The organism is Pseudomonas acericola (SeqCode) (genome assembly GCF_053456465.1).
Map to the genome: position 1 here is coordinate 72,425 of NZ_JBRFJB010000012.1, position 16,330 is coordinate 88,754.

Sequence of the window (16,330 nt, forward strand, 5' to 3'; positions counted from 1 at the left end):
ACCCCAATCAACTTGGGGTGGCCTTTATTTGTATTGCGTTTACATGTGCGAGATCAGCGCATCACCAAAGCCGGACGACGACACCAGTTTCGCGCCATCCATCAAGCGCTCGAAGTCGTAGGTCACGGTCTTGGCCGAAATCGCACCATTGGTGCCCTTGATGATCAGGTCAGCCGCCTCGGTCCAGCCCATGTGGCGCAGCATCATTTCTGCCGACAGGATCAACGAACCCGGGTTGACCTGGTCCTTGCCCGCATATTTCGGCGCAGTCCCGTGGGTTGCCTCGAACATCGCCACGGTGTCGGACAGGTTGGCCCCCGGCGCGATACCAATACCCCCCACCTCTGCCGCCAAGGCGTCGGACAGGTAGTCACCATTGAGGTTGAGGGTGGCGATCACATCATACTCAGCCGGGCGCAGCAGGATCTGCTGGAGCATGGCGTCAGCGATAGCATCTTTAACCACGACATTCTTGCCGGTCTTCGGGTTCTTGAACTGCATCCAAGGGCCGCCATCCAGCAAGGTCGCGCCAAACTCTTCAGCCGCCACTTCGTAGGCCCATTCCTTGAAGGCACCCTCGGTGAACTTCATGATGTTGCCTTTGTGCACGATGGTCAGCGAATCGCGATCGTTATCCACTACATATTGCAGGGCTTTACGCGCGAGACGCTTGGTCCCTTCTTTAGAGACCGGCTTCACGCCAATCCCGCAATCCTGGTCAAAACGAATCTTGGTAACGCCCATTTCCTCCTTGAGGAACTTGATCACCTTGATGGCTTCCGGCGAACCAGCCTTCCATTCGATGCCTGCATAAATATCTTCGGAGTTCTCACGGAAGATGGTCATGTCCACATCCCCCGGCTTTTTAACCGGGCTCGGCACGCCTTCGAACCAGCGCACCGGGCGCAGGCACACGTACAGGTCGAGCTGCTGGCGCAGGGCCACGTTCAGCGAACGGATACCGCCACCCACCGGCGTGGTCAGCGGGCCTTTGATGGAAACCACGTAGTCCTTGACCGCATCCAGGGTTTCCTGGGGCAGCCAGGTGTCCTGGTCGTAGACTTGCGTGGCCTTTTCGCCGGCATACACCTCCATCCACGAGATCTTGCGCTTGCCGCCGTAGGCCTTTTCAACAGCGGCGTCGACCACCTTGATCATCACCGGGCTGATGTCGACGCCGATACCGTCACCTTCGATAAACGGGATGATTGGGTGATCAGGAACATTGAGAGAATGGTCTGCATTGACGGTGATTTTGTCGCCGACGGCTGGAACCTGAATCTTCTTGTATCCCATGCTGAACTCCATCTATGGATTGAACATCTGGCTGCGTTCGAGCCTACTCCAGATAAATGACGACTGAAACCTCACGCCATGCTCATTTGCATCGAAAACAGCATATTTAGTCGCCTACAAGCCTGAAATCAAAGGCAAAATCGCCAATCCTGAGCACATCGTGCGACTTTGGGCCTAGCCCGGTACCTGCGACCTTTAGACCAATGGACGACACACCTTTTGTATGAAGGCTCGGCGTAAGCATAGCGACCTATGTATAATGCCGCCGCTGACCCAAGAGTCACGACGGCTGACCGCTCTAGACAGTAGCCTTCAGCCAGAAAGCAGGACTATTACAATAGTCCAAACGCTTGACGCTCGACTGATGCAACCCAACATCACCGCGAAGAAACCTCGACATTTCGCTCATGGATGACTTTGAACGAACGCGCTCCACCCGGCGCATCTCGAGTTTCTGCGCACGCTTTCAGCAAAGAAGAGAGTTAATCCGAATATGCCCACCCGCTCGAAGATCATCTACACCTTCACCGACGAAGCCCCGGCCCTCGCCACCTATTCACTGCTGCCTATCGTAGAGGCCTTCACCGCTTCCGCTGATATTGCCGTGGAAACCCGCGACATTTCCCTCGCCGCGCGCATCCTCGCAAGCTTCCCCGAGCAACTGGGCGCCAAGGCTATCCCGGACCACCTCGCCGAACTGGGCGACCTGGCCGTTACGCCTGAAGCCAACATCATCAAGCTGCCTAACATCAGCGCCTCGACGCCGCAGCTGCAAGCCGCGATCAAGGAACTGCAGGCCCAGGGCTACGCCCTGCCGGACTACCCGGAAACCGTAACCACCGACGCGGAAAAAGAAACCCGTGCACGTTACGACAAGGTCAAGGGCAGCGCCGTGAACCCGGTACTGCGCGAAGGCAACTCCGACCGCCGCGCACCGCTGTCGGTCAAGAACTACGCACGCAAGCACCCGCACAAGATGGGCGCCTGGGCTGCCGACTCCAAGTCGCACATCGCCCACATGAACAACGGCGACTTCTACGGCAGCGAAAAAGCCGTACAGATCGAAGCCGCTGACGCCGTGAAGATCGAACTGATCGCCAAAGACGGCACAGCCACTGTCCTGAAGGAAAAGACTTCGGTACAGGCCGGCGAAATCATCGACACCGCCGTACTGAGCAAGAAAGCCCTGCGCGCGTTCATCGCCGCTGAAATCGAAGACGCCAAGCAACAAGGCGTGCTGCTGTCGGTCCACCTGAAAGCCACCATGATGAAGGTCTCCGACCCGATCATGTTCGGCCAGATCGTTGCCGAGTTCTATAAAGACGCCCTGGCCAAGCACGCTGTCGTGCTGGAGCAGATCGGCTTCAACCTGAACAACGGCATCGGCGACCTGTACGCTCGCATCAAGGCCCTGCCGGCCGACCAGCAAGCACAGATCGAAGCTGACATCCAGGCGGTCTACGCCGCTCGCCCTTCCCTGGCGATGGTCAACTCCGACAAAGGCATCACCAACCTGCACGTGCCGAGCGACGTCATCGTCGACGCCTCGATGCCAGCCATGATCCGTGACTCCGGCAAGATGTGGGGCACCGACGGCCAGCTGCACGACACCAAGGCCGTGATCCCGGATCGCTGCTACGCCACCATCTACCAAGCCGTCATCGAAGACTGCAAGGCCAATGGTGCGTTCGACCCGACCACCATGGGCAGCGTGCCAAACGTTGGCCTGATGGCGAAGAAAGCCGAAGAGTACGGCTCCCACGACAAGACCTTCCAGATCAAGGCTGACGGCGTAGTCCGCGTCACCGACAGCAAGGGCAACCTGCTGATGGAACAGAACGTCGAAGCCGGCGACATCTTCCGCATGTGCCAGACCAAAGACGCGCCGATCCAGGATTGGGTCAAACTGGCCGTCAACCGTGCCCGCGCCAGCAACACCCCAGCGATCTTCTGGCTGGACCCTAAGCGTGCGCACGACGGCGTCGTGGTCGAGAAAGTTCAGGCCTACCTGAAAGACCACAACACCGAAGGCCTGGACATCCGCATCATGGCCCCGGTCGATGCGATGAAGTTCACCCTGGAGCGCACCCGCAAGGGCCTGGACACCATCTCGGTGACCGGCAACGTACTGCGCGACTACCTGACTGACCTGTTCCCGATCATGGAACTGGGCACCAGCGCCAAGATGCTGTCCATCGTGCCGCTGATGAACGGCGGTGGCCTGTTCGAAACCGGCGCCGGCGGCTCGGCTCCGAAGCACGTGCAGCAGCTGGTGGAAGAAAACTTCCTGCGCTGGGATTCCCTGGGCGAGTTCCTGGCCCTGGCGGCCTCCCTTGAGCATTTGGGTGTGACATACAACAACCCGAAAGCCCTGGTCCTGTCCAAGACCCTGGACCAGGCCACCGGCCAGTTCCTCGACAACAACAAATCGCCATCGCGTAAAGTCGGCAACATCGACAACCGCGGCAGCCACTTCTACTTGGCGTTGTACTGGGCCCAAGCCCTGGCTGCCCAGAGCGAAGACACTGCACTGCAAGCGCAGTTCGGCGAACTGGCCGAAACCCTGACCGCGAACGAAGCAACCATCGTTGTCGAGCTCAACGCCGTACAGGGCAAGCCAGTGGACATCGGCGGCTACTACGCGCCGAGCCCGGAGCTGACTAGCAAGGCCATGCGCCCAAGCAACACCCTCAATGCGGCGATTGCCAAGTTGAAGTAAGGTTGTGAGGTGACATCACAAACCCCGGCCATGTGCCGGGGTTTGTGTTTTCAGGCCTTAATCAAAGAGGGCCATCGATATACTCAGAAGCCCATGCTGTGCGGATCAAATCCAGCATCTGCTGCCGACAACCGGGATTCCAACCTGCTCGCTCCCTTAGCATCACGGCAAATTCGGGCAACCTCGGAAGACTGGAAACACCCTCGAGGCTTCTCAGACCCAGCACCTGCGCAATATAAGGCAGCAACGTCACCCCCACACCCGCTTGCACCGCAGAGCGCAATGACATCAAGTCTTCCGATTCATAGACGCAGTGCCATTTAAGCCCACACGCCTCCAGACTCCTGATCGCCAAACTGCGGAACCCACAGGGGGGCCTGAACAACACCAAGGGCACATCTTTCAAATCATCGCCTAAGCCGGCATGCGCACTGCCAAACCATTTAACCGATAAAGTATGCCACGGCGGCTCGTTCGTAATACCCAGCTCATCTATAACCAGACACAAGTCGATCTCACCATCCTTTACGGCCTCCAATAACACGCCGGACCTGGCGACCTTTACCACCATCTGCGTAGATGGAAACTGGATGGCCATATTGGAAATGATATGCGGGAGCACACGCTCACAAAAATGTTCAGGCATACCCAGCACAACTGTTTCTCTTCTTTTTTCCTTCTCAAACAGTCCACCTATCTTGTCGTTACAAGCAACAATATCTTTGGCATAGCCAAATAGCTTTTCCCCCTCCAGGGTGAGCAGGACCTGACGCCTTTCCCTTACGAAGAGCTCGACTCCCAGCAAGTCCTCAAGGCGCCTGATCTGCTGACTGATCGCGGGCTGAGTCAAACTCAATGCCTGCGCTGCACGCGTAAAGCTTTTGGTTTCACCCACCTTGATAAAACTGCGCAAAGACTGAACATCAAGATTGACCCTCATGACATACCACCCACAGAGGAATAATGCTTCGAAGTATGGCAATTCCCTGCGGCACTAACCACTGACTGTTCGGCTAGGTAGGGATGTTACTCGCCCCGGAAGATCAAACTTAACGTGTATCTCTGTAGTCCCTCCTACGCCTTATGCAAGCAAACGCGACCCTGAACTTTATGATCTTTTGTTATTAACAAGTGACAGCTTCGACAGGACATTATCAGCTCGACTCGCAGAGTGACGGGCATTGATTTCCAACGCACTGGTAAAAAAGAAAGCACCACTCGTGAGCTCGCCTAACACTGTAATTCTGTCGTCCACATAACCTAGCTGATTAATCAATCCACCGGTTTCAGTAGCAACCCTAACGCCGCCGAACGGATCAACACTGGCCAGGCCCTGATGAAGCATATTTTGCACCAGAGGATTGTCGAACATTCTGACGTCACGAGGTGTACCGGTCGCAATGACAACGGCGTCATACTCGCAGCGGCGAATGCCTGAACAATCATCTATTACCAAGGTAAACCTTCCGTCCCACTCCACCGCTTTAAGCTCGCCCTTAAAAATCGACAATTGTTCCGTCTCAAGCAAATCTTTTATTTTCATTGCATTCTCTACTGGAATGGAAACACGGTAGGCCAACCACCAACTTGAATAACTTAAGAAGTTTCGCCTGTCCTCCTCAGGCATTGCAGGCCAAATCAAATCAAGCACCGCATTGGTAGAATAAAGTACCGACTGCCAGAATCTGGGATGCTGCGCCTGTGCGATCTCATCCGTCAGAAACTCAATGGCAGGCTTCTGAGTGCACTTGGACGACCAATCTATGCCACCAATTGCCTCTCCACCTAAAGCCAACTCCTGCAACGTCCAACGCATGACATCTTCCAGTCGGACCACCCCATACTTGGAAATGCAAGACTTGACCGTCTCGGGCGTCAGGATTCTCGGCTTATAGCGCGCCTGGGTCCCACGAACGTAGGGCAATGCGCCTGTACGCGAATGACACGTGATTGGCCCCACGTGCCCGCTGGCGGCGAGCCCGATCAATGTATCGATGGCGCTAAGCCTTGACCCGACAACGGCCACACTTGCTTGCTTCGGAATCAGACGACATGTACGCCTTAGCGGGTAAGGACTGTTGAAAAAACCCTCTGAAGTCGCCAAGTGCTGATATTCCAGACTGCGGGCATTACCGCAACTGAGCACCACGTGATCACTAGGGAAGGAAAGATTTTCCTTAGTTAAAACTACAACTTTTCCATCGTGAGCAAAACTCAGGCTGACTGCCTCATCACGAACTTGAATCAACTGACAGCCGAGTGCCACCGCCTTATTCACCAAGCACTGAATCATATGCGCAAGGTAAAGCCCGAACAGCGGTCGCGGCAGAAAGGCCTGAGGCGATAATTCAACAAAAGGAAAGTCATCCTCCCAAATCCCCTGATTATCCGACAGCCACTTATAGAAATGCCCAGGCCGATCGGCAAAAGGCGAGATAAACTCAGCCCGCGTATTTAAAAGATTAGTTATGCAGTCTTCTGAATAGGCGAGCCCTCGCCCACATTGCGACTGCCTATCGATTAAATACAACGAGAAACCCGAATGGCAACCAGACCTACTCAACCCCTCCAACAGCGAATAGATAAACGCAACACTTGATGCACCACCACCGACAACCGTGATAATATTATTTGACATAACAACCTCCTTTCAATCGAATCAATCACCCCACTCAACACCCCATATAGCCAATCCAATTTGACCCTCAACGGAAAAACGCAAACCTAAATCAAAAAAACATCATCTTTCATATACTTGCAATTAGCCGATATAACAAACCCACCTTCGATATACGGCGCTATATCGCGTGCAACATCAATACCTGGCGCGACCTCATCCAAATAAAGCAGACCATTACACAATGAAAAAACAGCACGCTCTGTAATAAACATTACGCGCTGACGCAATAACTTAGCGTAACCACCATTAAATGTCAGGTGCGAAACTTCGCGAACAAACTTTTTGACGCAGCCCTCCCTGACTATTCGCAACCCCTCTGACCCCATTTCGACACTTAACCCTGCCGCAGTTAACGTACCGCAAAATAGAATGAAACGTGCGGACTGAGAGATGTTTATAAAACCGCCAGCCCCCTGTAGCTTGCTGCCAAACTGCGAAACATTGACATTGCCAACAGTATCAACTTCGGCAAAACCCAAGCACGCTACATCAATTCCGCCGCCCTCATAAAAATCAAACAAGGCTGCCTGCTCGATCACGGCACTAGGTCGATAGCTGGCTCCAAACGATAATCCGAAGGCCGGCCTACCGCCCACGACCCCAGACTCAACAGTAAAGGTCTCGCCTCCCGAAAAACCGATCTCTTCGGCCAATCGACCAATAACAGTGGGCATGCCAATACCGAGATTGATTACTTTAGCCTTCTCCTCTCGAATTGCCTGTAGCGCGCGCCTGGCAATAATTCGCTCAGCACAGGAAATTTCCCCGCTACCAGGCGCCTGGACTCCCGGACATAAAAATGCAGAGTTGTAGGCTTCGGCATAGGTTTGAGGATGTTCTCCAGGGCAAGATACGGTGACGTAGTCCACTAATACGGCAGGGATTTTTACATGCTGCGGCTCGATCTCGTGCAGCCCTACCAAACTTTCAACTTGCACTATTACGATGCCACCGCAATTCTTGACGGCCATTGCCTGTGCCAGCGAGTCACTGTAAGAAACCTCCCTCTCCATTGAGATATTTCCATCCGGATCGCAACAGGTACCTCTCAACAACGCACAATTAACGTCAAGCGCGGGAAAGAAAAGTGTTGTCGCCCCCGCGATATCAACTCTTTGAACAAGCGGACCGCTCCCTCGGTCATTCAAGCAGCCCCCTTCATTATTGGGATCAACGAAAGTATTGAGCCCGATGCTCGATATTACCCCGGGCTTTTTGGCTGCGATGGCACGAAAGAGCTGACTGATAACACCCTGCGACCAGTTATGCGCCTCTATTTCGCCGCGCCGCGCCATCTCACCCAGTCGCGGAACCAGCCCCCAAAATCCGCCAATCGCCCTGGCCACCAGCCCTGGCTGAGCAAATAGATCGACACCTCGCCCCTCAAGATCCCCAGAGGCCGACGCGAAGAGCAGACCAATTTTGCGCGGTCGCCCTTCCCGCTTGAAACGTTCACTGATTGCGCGCGTGAGGCCATCTGGATGCCCGCAACTTCCAAAACCACCGGGGATGATTGTCCAACCGTCTTCGATCAAGTCCGCCGCTTGTTGCTCGCTAATGACTTTCATATGTCGGCCTCAGGAGTTGAGGCAGCACCTGCACTGTCTTCGGGTGACGTGACAACCTGAACGGGTTGCTCCCAAACAACCAGGAACGTACAACCGGTCATCGAACGGAGTTCATGCGAAGAACCGGGCGGATAAATCTGCAACACGCCCTCAGCATGAAGCCCCCTATCATCAAACAGCTCACCCTTTAACACTAAAACCAACTCCCACCCCAAGTGCATATGTCTTGGGGTAAAGGCCCCCGCCGTGTAACGGACCAAAGCTGCGGCGGGCCCTTGCGCATTTTGCCGGGCGTCATATAGATAAAATATCGAAACGCCCTCGCGACCATCAATTTGATAAGGCTCAAACTTTAAATGCTCAAGATCGTCGGTAGATAATCCACCGCCTAACTCATTCATCTGAATGTCAAATATTTCTCTACTGCCTATTGTATGCATGACCGTTCTCCGTCTTGTCACGAATGAACTGTTTATCGATCATTTCGCGCGGGTATGATTCATCAAATAAACCCCAACCGCCGAAACAACAAACCCCACAATCGCAACCTTACTCGGCGCTTCCCCCAACACTAGCGACGCCATAATCTGTGTGACCGCCGGAATAACATGAAACAAGTTAGTCGCCTTACTTGCCTCACCCCGGCGAATCATCAAATACAGCAGCGTCAGCGCCCCAACTGAATTCATCAACGTGATCCAGGCCACCGATGCTGCAAATGGCACCCATTCGGTCACGCGCATGGTTTCGGTGGTGTAGGCCAGTAGCAACATAACCAGCGACGCGACAACCATCTGAATGAAGCAGCCCACCCACAGGTTCACGCCACCGAGAAAGCGCTTCTGATAGAGCGTGCCAAACGTGATACCTAGCAATGCCAGGCCCACTGCCCCGTACCCGCCTAATGACGCCTCGGAGCCGGAAAGGCTGCTGGCAACGACAATGACCACACCGCCGACACCCAGGATGGACCCCGGCAGGTCGCGCCAACTCAATTGCTCGCCTAAAAAGCAATAAGCACCGATCACGACAAATACCGGCATCAGCCCGACGATCAATGCGGCTTGCCCTGCTGGAACGCCCTGGCTGATGCCGGTGTACAAGCCACCGAACTGCAACGCCTGCAGAAGCAGCCCAACTGCAGCAGCGTGGAGGTAAGGCGTCAGCTTTTTCGGCCACTCAGCTTTAATTGCAAGTGCAACTCCCAGAAAAACCAGCGCCGCCAGGGCAAATCGATAGAACGTCATGGTGAACGGCTCGCCATAACGGACGCCGAACGCGCCGCCGATGTAACCGGAGCTCCACAGCAGAATGAAGGCAATGGGTAGCGGTGAGGTGAGACGTACTTCGTAGCTTTTGTGGGCAACCGGACTCATGACACTCTCCAAATTGACTTGAAGAGGTAAACTGCGCCAAGCCCTGGCATCCGTAAAATCATAAAATGTCAGGCGCATCATGCAGAACACTTATGCAAACTTACTGAAGAAACCCAATCAAAATGTGGGAGCTGGCTTGCCTGCGATAGCGGTGGGTCAGTTGCAACAGTGCCAACTGACAGACAGCCATCGCAGGCAAGCCAGCTCCCACATTGACCGAGTTTCTCCAGCCACATCATCTTTGAGGCCGCTTATGACCTGGCAACCCCACATCACCGTCGCCACCATCGTCGAAGACAACGGCCGCTTCCTCATGGTCGAAGAACTGAAAAACGGCCGCGCCGTGCTCAACCAGCCCGCCGGCCACCTCGACCCGCATGAAACCCTCACCGAAGCCGCCGTGCGCGAAACCCTCGAAGAAACCGGCTGGGACGTCGAAGCCACCGGCATCGTCGGCATTTACCTCTACACCGCCCCCAGCAACGGCGTGACCTATCAACGGGTCTGCTTTATCGCCAAGGCCCTGAAACACCACCCGGACTATCAACTCGACGAAGGCATCATCCGCGCCCGCTGGCTGACCCGCGACGAGCTGCTGGCCGTGCGCGGAGACTGGCGCAGCGAGCTGATCATCCGCTGCATCGATGATTATTTGGCCGGCCAGCGTCACAGCCTGGAATTGATCCGCCCTTCTCTTTAGCCTTGAAGGCCCGAGCCTGATAGAATCGCGTCCTTTTTCAAGACACCCGTTGAAACCCTATGCGTGATCCAGCCCCTTCTGACACACAAAAGAAGCGCGTCATCGTCGGCATGTCCGGCGGCGTGGATTCTTCCGTTTCCGCCGTTCTGCTCATGGAGCAGGGTTATGAGGTGGAAGGCCTGTTCATGAAGAACTGGGAAGAAGACGATGGAACGGAATATTGCACCGCGATGGACGACCTGGCGGACGCCCAGGCCGTGTGCGACAAGATCGGTATCAAGCTGCACACCGCCAACTTCGCTGCCGAGTACTGGGACAATGTGTTCGAGCATTTCCTGGCCGAATACAAGGCCGGCCGTACGCCGAACCCGGACATCCTGTGCAACCGCGAAATCAAGTTCAAGGCGTTCCTTGACTACGCCATGATGCTTGGCGCCGACCTGATCGCCACCGGCCACTACGTGCGCCGCCGTGACATCGATGGCCGCACCGAACTGCTTAAAGGCCTGGACCCGAACAAGGACCAGAGCTACTTCCTGCACGCCGTCGGCGGCGAACAGATTGCCAAGACCCTGTTCCCGGTGGGCGAGCTGGAAAAGCCCGAAGTGCGCAAGATCGCCGAGCAACACGGCTTGGCCACGGCCAAGAAGAAGGATTCCACCGGGATCTGCTTTATCGGCGAGCGCCGCTTCAGCGACTTCCTCAAGCAATACCTGCCGGCACAACCGGGCGAGATCAAGACCACCGACGGCGAAGTCATCGGCCGCCATCATGGCTTGATGTACCACACCATCGGCCAACGCCAGGGCCTGGGCATCGGCGGCTTGAAAGACGCCGGTGAAGAACCGTGGTATGTGCTGGTCAAGGATCTGGAAAACAACGAGCTGATCGTCGGCCAGGGCAACGAGCACCCGCTGCTGTTCTCCGGTGCGCTGCTGGCTTCGGAAATCTATTGGGTCAACCCGATCGACCTGAGCACCCCGCGCCGCCTGACGGCCAAGGTGCGCTATCGCCAAAGCGACCAGCCGTGCAGCCTGGAAAAAACCGCTACCGGCTATCGTGCGACCTTCGATGACCCGCAGCGCGCGGTCACCCCTGGCCAGTCCGTGGTGTTCTATGACGGTGAAATTTGCCTGGGCGGCGGCGTGATTGAAGTGGCCGAAGCCTGGAGCAACCCGGCATGAGCCCGACCCAGGAGCAATTGACGGCATTGGGCGGGGTTTTCCTCGCAGCCGTCCTGGTGGACAAGATCGCCAAGACCGGCCAGGTCACCGAGGCAGGCCTGACCTGCATGCTCGGCAGCCTGCTGATCCGCGACCCCAAGGACACCCTGGAAGTCTACGGTGGCGACGACATCGCCCTGCGTGAAGGCTACCGCGCACTGATCGGCGCCCTGGAGCGCGACCCCAGCACGTTGCAGCGCGAGCCGTTGCGCTACGCCCTGTCGATGCTCGGCCTGGAGCGCCAACTGGCCAAGCGCGAGGACATGCTGGAAGTCATTGGCAAGCGCCTGCCACAGATTCAATCCCAGGTGGAACACTTCGGCCCGGCCCACGAAAACGTGATCGCCGCCTGCGGTGCGCTGTACCAGGACACCTTGAGCACCTTGCGCCAGCGGATCCAGGTCCACGGCGACATGCGCAACCTGCAACAACCGAACAACGCCTCGAAAATCCGCGCCCTGCTCCTGGCCGGTATTCGTTCGGCGCGGTTGTGGCGGCAGTTGGGCGGTCATCGTTGGCAGCTGGTCATCAGCCGACGCAAATTGCTCAAAGAGCTTTACCCGTTGATGCGCAACGAATAAGTCGCAGCAACCGCATTTTTTCAAGCGTTACGCGTAATACGCCGGTCAGTTGGCGACGGACCGGCGGATTTTTTCATGTATGATACGCGCCCCATTTCGTTGCCCGACTGTCCGAGAACACCCCATGCAGCTCTCTTCGCTCACTGCGGTTTCCCCTGTTGACGGCCGCTACGCCGGCAAAACCCAGGCCCTGCGCCCTATCTTCAGCGAATACGGCCTGATCCGTGCTCGTGTTCTGGTTGAAGTGCGCTGGCTCCAGCGCCTGGCCGCTCACCCCGCCATCAGCGAAGTGCCGGCGTTTTCCGCCGAAGCCAACGCTGTGCTCAACACCCTGGCGGAAAACTTTTCCCTGGAGCACGCCGAGCGTGTGAAAGAGATCGAGCGCACCACCAACCACGACGTCAAAGCCATCGAGTACCTGCTCAAAGAGCAAGCGGCCAAGCTGCCGGAACTGGCCCAGGTCAGCGAGTTCATCCACTTTGCCTGCACCAGCGAGGACATCAACAACCTGTCCCACGCCCTGATGCTGCGCGAAGGCCGTGATGACGTGATGCTGCCGCTGATGCGCCAGACCGCCAACGCCATCCGTGAACTGGCGATCCGTTTCGCCGACGTGCCGATGCTGTCGCGCACCCACGGCCAGCCGGCCTCGCCGACCACCCTGGGCAAAGAACTGGCCAACGTGGTGTACCGCCTGGAGCGTCAGATCGCTCAGGTCGCTGCCGTTCCGCTGCTGGGCAAGATCAACGGCGCCGTGGGCAACTACAACGCCCACCTCTCCGCCTACCCGGAAATCGACTGGGAAGAAAACGCCCGCGCCTTCATCGAAGACGAGCTGGGCCTGGGTTTCAACCCGTACACCACGCAGATCGAACCTCACGACTACATTGCCGAGCTGTTCGACGCCATTGCGCGCTTCAACACCATCCTGATCGACTTCGATCGCGATATCTGGGGCTACATCTCCCTGGGCTACTTCAAGCAGCGCACCATTGCCGGTGAAATCGGTTCGTCGACCATGCCGCACAAGGTCAACCCGATCGACTTCGAAAACTCCGAAGGCAACCTCGGCATCGCCAACGCCCTGTTCCAGCACCTGGCCAGCAAGTTGCCGATCTCCCGCTGGCAGCGCGACCTGACCGACTCCACCGTACTGCGCAACCTCGGCGTGGGCTTTGCCCATAGCGTGATCGCGTACGAAGCCAGCCTCAAAGGCATCAGCAAACTGGAGCTCAACGCGCAGAAAATCGCCGCTGACCTGGATGCATGCTGGGAAGTCTTGGCCGAGCCGATCCAGACCGTGATGCGCCGCTACAACATCGAAAACCCGTACGAGAAGCTGAAAGAATTGACGCGCGGCAAGGGGATCACCTCTGACGCACTGCAAACTTTCATCGACGGCCTGGATATGCCAGCCGCGGCCAAGGCCGAGCTGAAACTGCTCACCCCGGCCAACTACATCGGTAACGCTGTAGAGCAAGCCAAGCGCATCTGATCATCGCAAGACCCTTTGAGACGCCCGGCCGCGCCGGGCGTTTTTATTCCAGTCTGAAAAGTGCTTTCTTTCAATAGGTTACACATGAATCCTGACATCCCTCTTCAACTTCTGGGCGGCATCACGGCACGGGAATTCCTGCGCGACTACTGGCAGAAAAAACCGCTGCTGATCCGCCAGGCCATCCCCGATTTCGAAAGCCCGATCGACGCCGACGAACTGGCCGGTCTGGCCCTGGAAGAAGAAGTCGAGTCGCGCCTGGTGATCGAACACGGCGAACGTCCGTGGGAGCTGCGTCGCGGCCCGTTCGCCGAAGATGCTTTCGGCGCCCTGCCTGAGCGCGAGTGGACCCTGCTGGTACAAGCCGTCGACCAGTTCGTGCCGGAAGTTGCCGAGCTGCTGGAGCAGTTCCGCTTCCTGCCAAGCTGGCGCATCGACGACGTGATGATCAGCTTTGCCGCACCCGGCGGCAGCGTTGGCCCGCACTTCGACAACTACGACGTGTTCCTGCTGCAAGCCCAAGGCAAGCGCAACTGGAAAATCGGCCAGATGTGCAACTCCGAAAGCCCGCTGCTGCAACACGCGGACCTGCGCATCCTCGCCGAATTCGAAGAAAGCGCCGAATGGGTCCTGGAACCGGGCGACATGCTCTACCTGCCGCCGCGCCTGGCCCACTTCGGTATCGCCGAAGATGACTGCATGACCTACTCCGTGGGCTTCCGTGCACCGAGCGCGGCCGAAGTGCTGACCCACTTCACCGACTTCCTCGCCCAGTACCTGACCGACGAAGAGCGCTACACCGACGCCGACGCCCAACCGGTCAGCGACCCGCACCAAATCCAGAGCGACGCCCTTGATCGCCTGAAAAGCCTGCTGGCCGAGCACATGAGCGACGAGCGCATGCTGCTGACCTGGTTCGGCCAGTTCATGACCGAACCGCGCTACCCGGAACTGGTGGCCGGTGAAGAACTGGGCGAGGACGACTTCCTCGGCGCCCTGCAAGATGGCGCGATTCTGGTGCGCAACCCGAGCGCGCGCATGGCCTGGTCGGAAGTGGACGACGACGTCCTGCTGTTCGCCAGCGGCCAGAGCCGTTACCTGCCGGGCAAACTGCGCGAACTGCTGAAGCTGATCTGCGCCGCCGACGCCCTGCACGCCGAAAACCTCGGCCCGTGGCTGGCGGACGAAGACGGCCGCGATCTGCTGTGCGAACTGGTCAAGCAAGGAAGCCTGGGGTTTGCTGATGAATAAGATTCACGTAAGTGTCGCGGACTGGCAAAAGGATATCGCCGAGATACGGCGCATTCGTGAAGCGGTATTTATCGCTGAACAATCGGTACCCCCAGAGCTGGAATGGGACGCAGACGACGCTGACGCCGTGCATTTCCTCGCCTTCGAAGGCGACTTTCCGATTGGCACCGCTCGCTTGCTGCCCAGCGGCGAGATCGGGCGCGTGTCGGTGCTCAAGGATTGGCGCGGGCTTAAAGTCGGCGACAAGCTGATGGAAGCGGTGATTGGCGTGGCCGAGCAGCGTGGCCAGACGAAGCAGTTTCTCAGTGCGCAGGTGTATGCGGCGCCGTTTTATGAGCGACTGGGTTTCAAGATCGTCAGTGAGGAATTCCTGGAAGTCGGGATTCCGCATGTCGATATGGTGCGCGAGGGCTGATTCGAGACCGCGTCGCCTGCATCGCAGGCAAGCCAGCTCCCACATTTGACCGAGTGCATCCCTTGGAATGCGGTCAACATGTGGGAGCTGGCTTGCCTGCGATGCCTTTCCCAGCAGCACCCCAACATGCCCTGCCCTGCCAGGGCATTTTGCCGTCTACGATTCAACTTGCCCCCCGCCAGGCCGACAAACTGGCACTATCCAGCCTAAATGACTCGCAGAGATAACGGACATGTCCCTACGCACCCTGCTCACCGCCCTCCTGCTGGCCACCAGCGTCACGGCCATGGCCGATACCGAAGTGGTCAACCTGAGCAACCGCACCAGCGCCGACCTGCTGCCCGTCGCGCAAAATTTCATCGGCAAGGACGGCACCGTCAGCGCCTACGGCAACCAGCTTATTGTCAACGCTGACCCCGGCAAGATCCAGGACCTGCGCGCCCTGCTCTCGCAGCTCGATACCCCAGCCAAGCGCCTGCTGATCACCGTCGACACCAACGAGAACAACCAGCAGAACAGCGGCGACAACCAAACCCGCATCATCAGCTACGGCACCGCCAGCCGCGACGGCGGTGTGCAGCAGATCCAGGCCAGCGAAGGCGTGCCGGCGCTGATCCAGGTCGGCCAGAGCGTACCGCTGACCACCACGCAACCGGACGCCTACGGCCGCCCGCAAAACCAGACCCAATACCGCAACGTGACCCAGGGCCTTTACGTGACCGCAAGCGTCACCGGCGAGACCGTTCACCTGGCAATCAGTACCAACCGTGACCGCATGAGCCAGGAACGTCCCGATGTAGTGAACGTGCAAAGTACCGACACAACCGTCAGCGGCCGCCTGGGTGAATGGATCCCCCTGGCCGGCATCAACCGCGAGACCCAGGCCGACAAATCCTCTGGAACCCGCACCTACTCTACCCAGGGCCGCGATGACCTGACTTTGCGGGTCAAGGTCGACACCCTGAACTGAAGCACCAAAAACTGACTGATGAGTCGTCTTAGACTAAAGATGTAGTGCTTGAAAAT

14 protein-coding genes are annotated in these 16,330 nt (G+C 57.3%); 8 read left to right on the top strand and 6 right to left on the bottom strand.

Annotated features, from left to right (window positions below):
* Nucleotides 1-39: 39 nt before the first annotated feature.
* Complete coding sequence (gene icd, locus ACU688_RS26950) at nt 40-1,296, bottom strand: NADP-dependent isocitrate dehydrogenase (protein WP_448187076.1); 1,257 nt, start codon at nt 1,294-1,296, stop codon at nt 40-42.
* Nucleotides 1,297-1,789: 493 nt separating this feature from the next.
* Here icd and ACU688_RS26955 point away from each other — a divergent pair, with 493 nt between their 5' ends.
* Nucleotides 1,790-4,015 carry an NADP-dependent isocitrate dehydrogenase gene (locus ACU688_RS26955; protein WP_448187077.1) on the top strand — a complete coding sequence of 742 codons (2,226 nt, stop codon included), beginning with the start codon at nt 1,790-1,792 and terminating at the stop codon, nt 4,013-4,015.
* 61 nt (nt 4,016-4,076) lie between these two features.
* On the opposite strand, the gene ACU688_RS26960 is transcribed toward ACU688_RS26955, so the two are convergent.
* From ACU688_RS26960 to ACU688_RS26980, 5 genes are all read right to left on the bottom strand, one after another.
* Entirely contained in the window at nt 4,077-4,955 is an 879-nt protein-coding gene (locus tag ACU688_RS26960) for a LysR family transcriptional regulator (protein WP_448187078.1), read from the bottom strand.
* Nucleotides 4,956-5,123: 168 nt separating this feature from the next.
* A complete protein-coding gene (locus ACU688_RS26965; RefSeq protein WP_448187079.1) occupies nt 5,124-6,653 on the bottom strand; it encodes an FAD/NAD(P)-binding protein in 1,530 nt (509 codons plus the stop codon).
* Nucleotides 6,654-6,739: 86 nt separating this feature from the next.
* The gene (locus ACU688_RS26970) at nt 6,740-8,263 is read right to left on the bottom strand and encodes an acyl CoA:acetate/3-ketoacid CoA transferase (protein WP_448187080.1); all 1,524 of its coding nucleotides are present in this window, start codon (nt 8,261-8,263) and stop codon (nt 6,740-6,742) included.
* Entirely contained in the window at nt 8,260-8,703 is a 444-nt protein-coding gene (locus ACU688_RS26975; RefSeq protein WP_448187081.1) for a cupin domain-containing protein, read from the bottom strand. Before ACU688_RS26975 ends, ACU688_RS26970 begins: the two co-directional genes overlap by 4 nt.
* A gap of 39 nt (nt 8,704-8,742) precedes the next feature.
* Nucleotides 8,743-9,720 (bottom strand): DMT family transporter, encoded by a 978-nt coding sequence (locus ACU688_RS26980; RefSeq protein ID WP_448187082.1) that lies wholly within the window; start codon nt 9,718-9,720, stop codon nt 8,743-8,745.
* A gap of 172 nt (nt 9,721-9,892) precedes the next feature.
* Here ACU688_RS26980 and ACU688_RS26985 point away from each other — a divergent pair, with 172 nt between their 5' ends.
* The 7 genes from ACU688_RS26985 to ACU688_RS27015 all read left to right on the top strand — a co-directional run bounded on the left by ACU688_RS26985 (nt 9,893) and on the right by ACU688_RS27015 (nt 16,274).
* Nucleotides 9,893-10,339: an NUDIX hydrolase gene (locus tag ACU688_RS26985; protein ID WP_448187083.1), complete on the top strand. Its 447-nt coding sequence runs from the start codon at nt 9,893-9,895 to the stop codon at nt 10,337-10,339.
* Between the two features lie 59 nt (nt 10,340-10,398).
* Nucleotides 10,399-11,523, top strand: coding sequence for a tRNA 2-thiouridine(34) synthase MnmA (gene mnmA / locus ACU688_RS26990; RefSeq protein WP_448187084.1), 1,125 nt, complete (start codon nt 10,399-10,401; stop codon nt 11,521-11,523).
* Complete coding sequence (gene hflD / locus ACU688_RS26995; protein ID WP_017737157.1) at nt 11,520-12,143, top strand: high frequency lysogenization protein HflD; 624 nt, start codon at nt 11,520-11,522, stop codon at nt 12,141-12,143. The genes mnmA and hflD overlap by 4 nt, the downstream gene beginning before the upstream one ends.
* Before the next feature lie 124 nt (nt 12,144-12,267).
* Entirely contained in the window at nt 12,268-13,638 is a 1,371-nt protein-coding gene (purB, locus tag ACU688_RS27000) for an adenylosuccinate lyase (protein ID WP_448187085.1), read from the top strand.
* Between the two features lie 84 nt (nt 13,639-13,722).
* On the top strand, nt 13,723-14,889 hold the full coding sequence (locus ACU688_RS27005) for a ribosomal protein uL16 3-hydroxylase (protein ID WP_017737155.1): 1,167 nt from the start codon (nt 13,723-13,725) through the stop codon (nt 14,887-14,889).
* Complete coding sequence (locus ACU688_RS27010) at nt 14,882-15,304, top strand: GNAT family N-acetyltransferase (protein WP_017737154.1); 423 nt, start codon at nt 14,882-14,884, stop codon at nt 15,302-15,304. Before ACU688_RS27005 ends, ACU688_RS27010 begins: the two co-directional genes overlap by 8 nt.
* Nucleotides 15,305-15,536: 232 nt before the next feature.
* The gene (locus ACU688_RS27015; protein WP_448187086.1) at nt 15,537-16,274 is read left to right on the top strand and encodes a secretin N-terminal domain-containing protein; all 738 of its coding nucleotides are present in this window, start codon (nt 15,537-15,539) and stop codon (nt 16,272-16,274) included.
* Nucleotides 16,275-16,330: the final 56 nt, after the last annotated feature.

Excerpts from the sequence above, each read along its gene's own strand:
- mnmA (WP_448187084.1), top strand. The coding sequence starts at position 10,399 with ATGCGTGATCCAGCCCCTTCTGACACACAAAAGAAGCGCGTCATCGTC.
- ACU688_RS26970 (WP_448187080.1), bottom strand. The coding sequence starts at position 8,263 with ATGAAAGTCATTAGCGAGCAACAAGCGGCGGACTTGATCGAAGACGGT.
- hflD (WP_017737157.1), top strand. The coding sequence starts at position 11,520 with ATGAGCCCGACCCAGGAGCAATTGACGGCATTGGGCGGGGTTTTCCTC.
- ACU688_RS26960 (WP_448187078.1), bottom strand. The coding sequence starts at position 4,955 with ATGAGGGTCAATCTTGATGTTCAGTCTTTGCGCAGTTTTATCAAGGTG.
- ACU688_RS26985 (WP_448187083.1), top strand. The coding sequence starts at position 9,893 with ATGACCTGGCAACCCCACATCACCGTCGCCACCATCGTCGAAGACAAC.
- icd (WP_448187076.1), bottom strand. The coding sequence starts at position 1,296 with ATGGGATACAAGAAGATTCAGGTTCCAGCCGTCGGCGACAAAATCACC.
- ACU688_RS27015 (WP_448187086.1), top strand. The coding sequence starts at position 15,537 with ATGTCCCTACGCACCCTGCTCACCGCCCTCCTGCTGGCCACCAGCGTC.
- ACU688_RS27005 (WP_017737155.1), top strand. The coding sequence starts at position 13,723 with ATGAATCCTGACATCCCTCTTCAACTTCTGGGCGGCATCACGGCACGG.
- purB (WP_448187085.1), top strand. The coding sequence starts at position 12,268 with ATGCAGCTCTCTTCGCTCACTGCGGTTTCCCCTGTTGACGGCCGCTAC.
- ACU688_RS26955 (WP_448187077.1), top strand. The coding sequence starts at position 1,790 with ATGCCCACCCGCTCGAAGATCATCTACACCTTCACCGACGAAGCCCCG.
- ACU688_RS26975 (WP_448187081.1), bottom strand. The coding sequence starts at position 8,703 with ATGCATACAATAGGCAGTAGAGAAATATTTGACATTCAGATGAATGAG.
- ACU688_RS27010 (WP_017737154.1), top strand. The coding sequence starts at position 14,882 with ATGAATAAGATTCACGTAAGTGTCGCGGACTGGCAAAAGGATATCGCC.
- ACU688_RS26965 (WP_448187079.1), bottom strand. The coding sequence starts at position 6,653 with ATGTCAAATAATATTATCACGGTTGTCGGTGGTGGTGCATCAAGTGTT.
- ACU688_RS26980 (WP_448187082.1), bottom strand. The coding sequence starts at position 9,720 with ATGATGCGCCTGACATTTTATGATTTTACGGATGCCAGGGCTTGGCGC.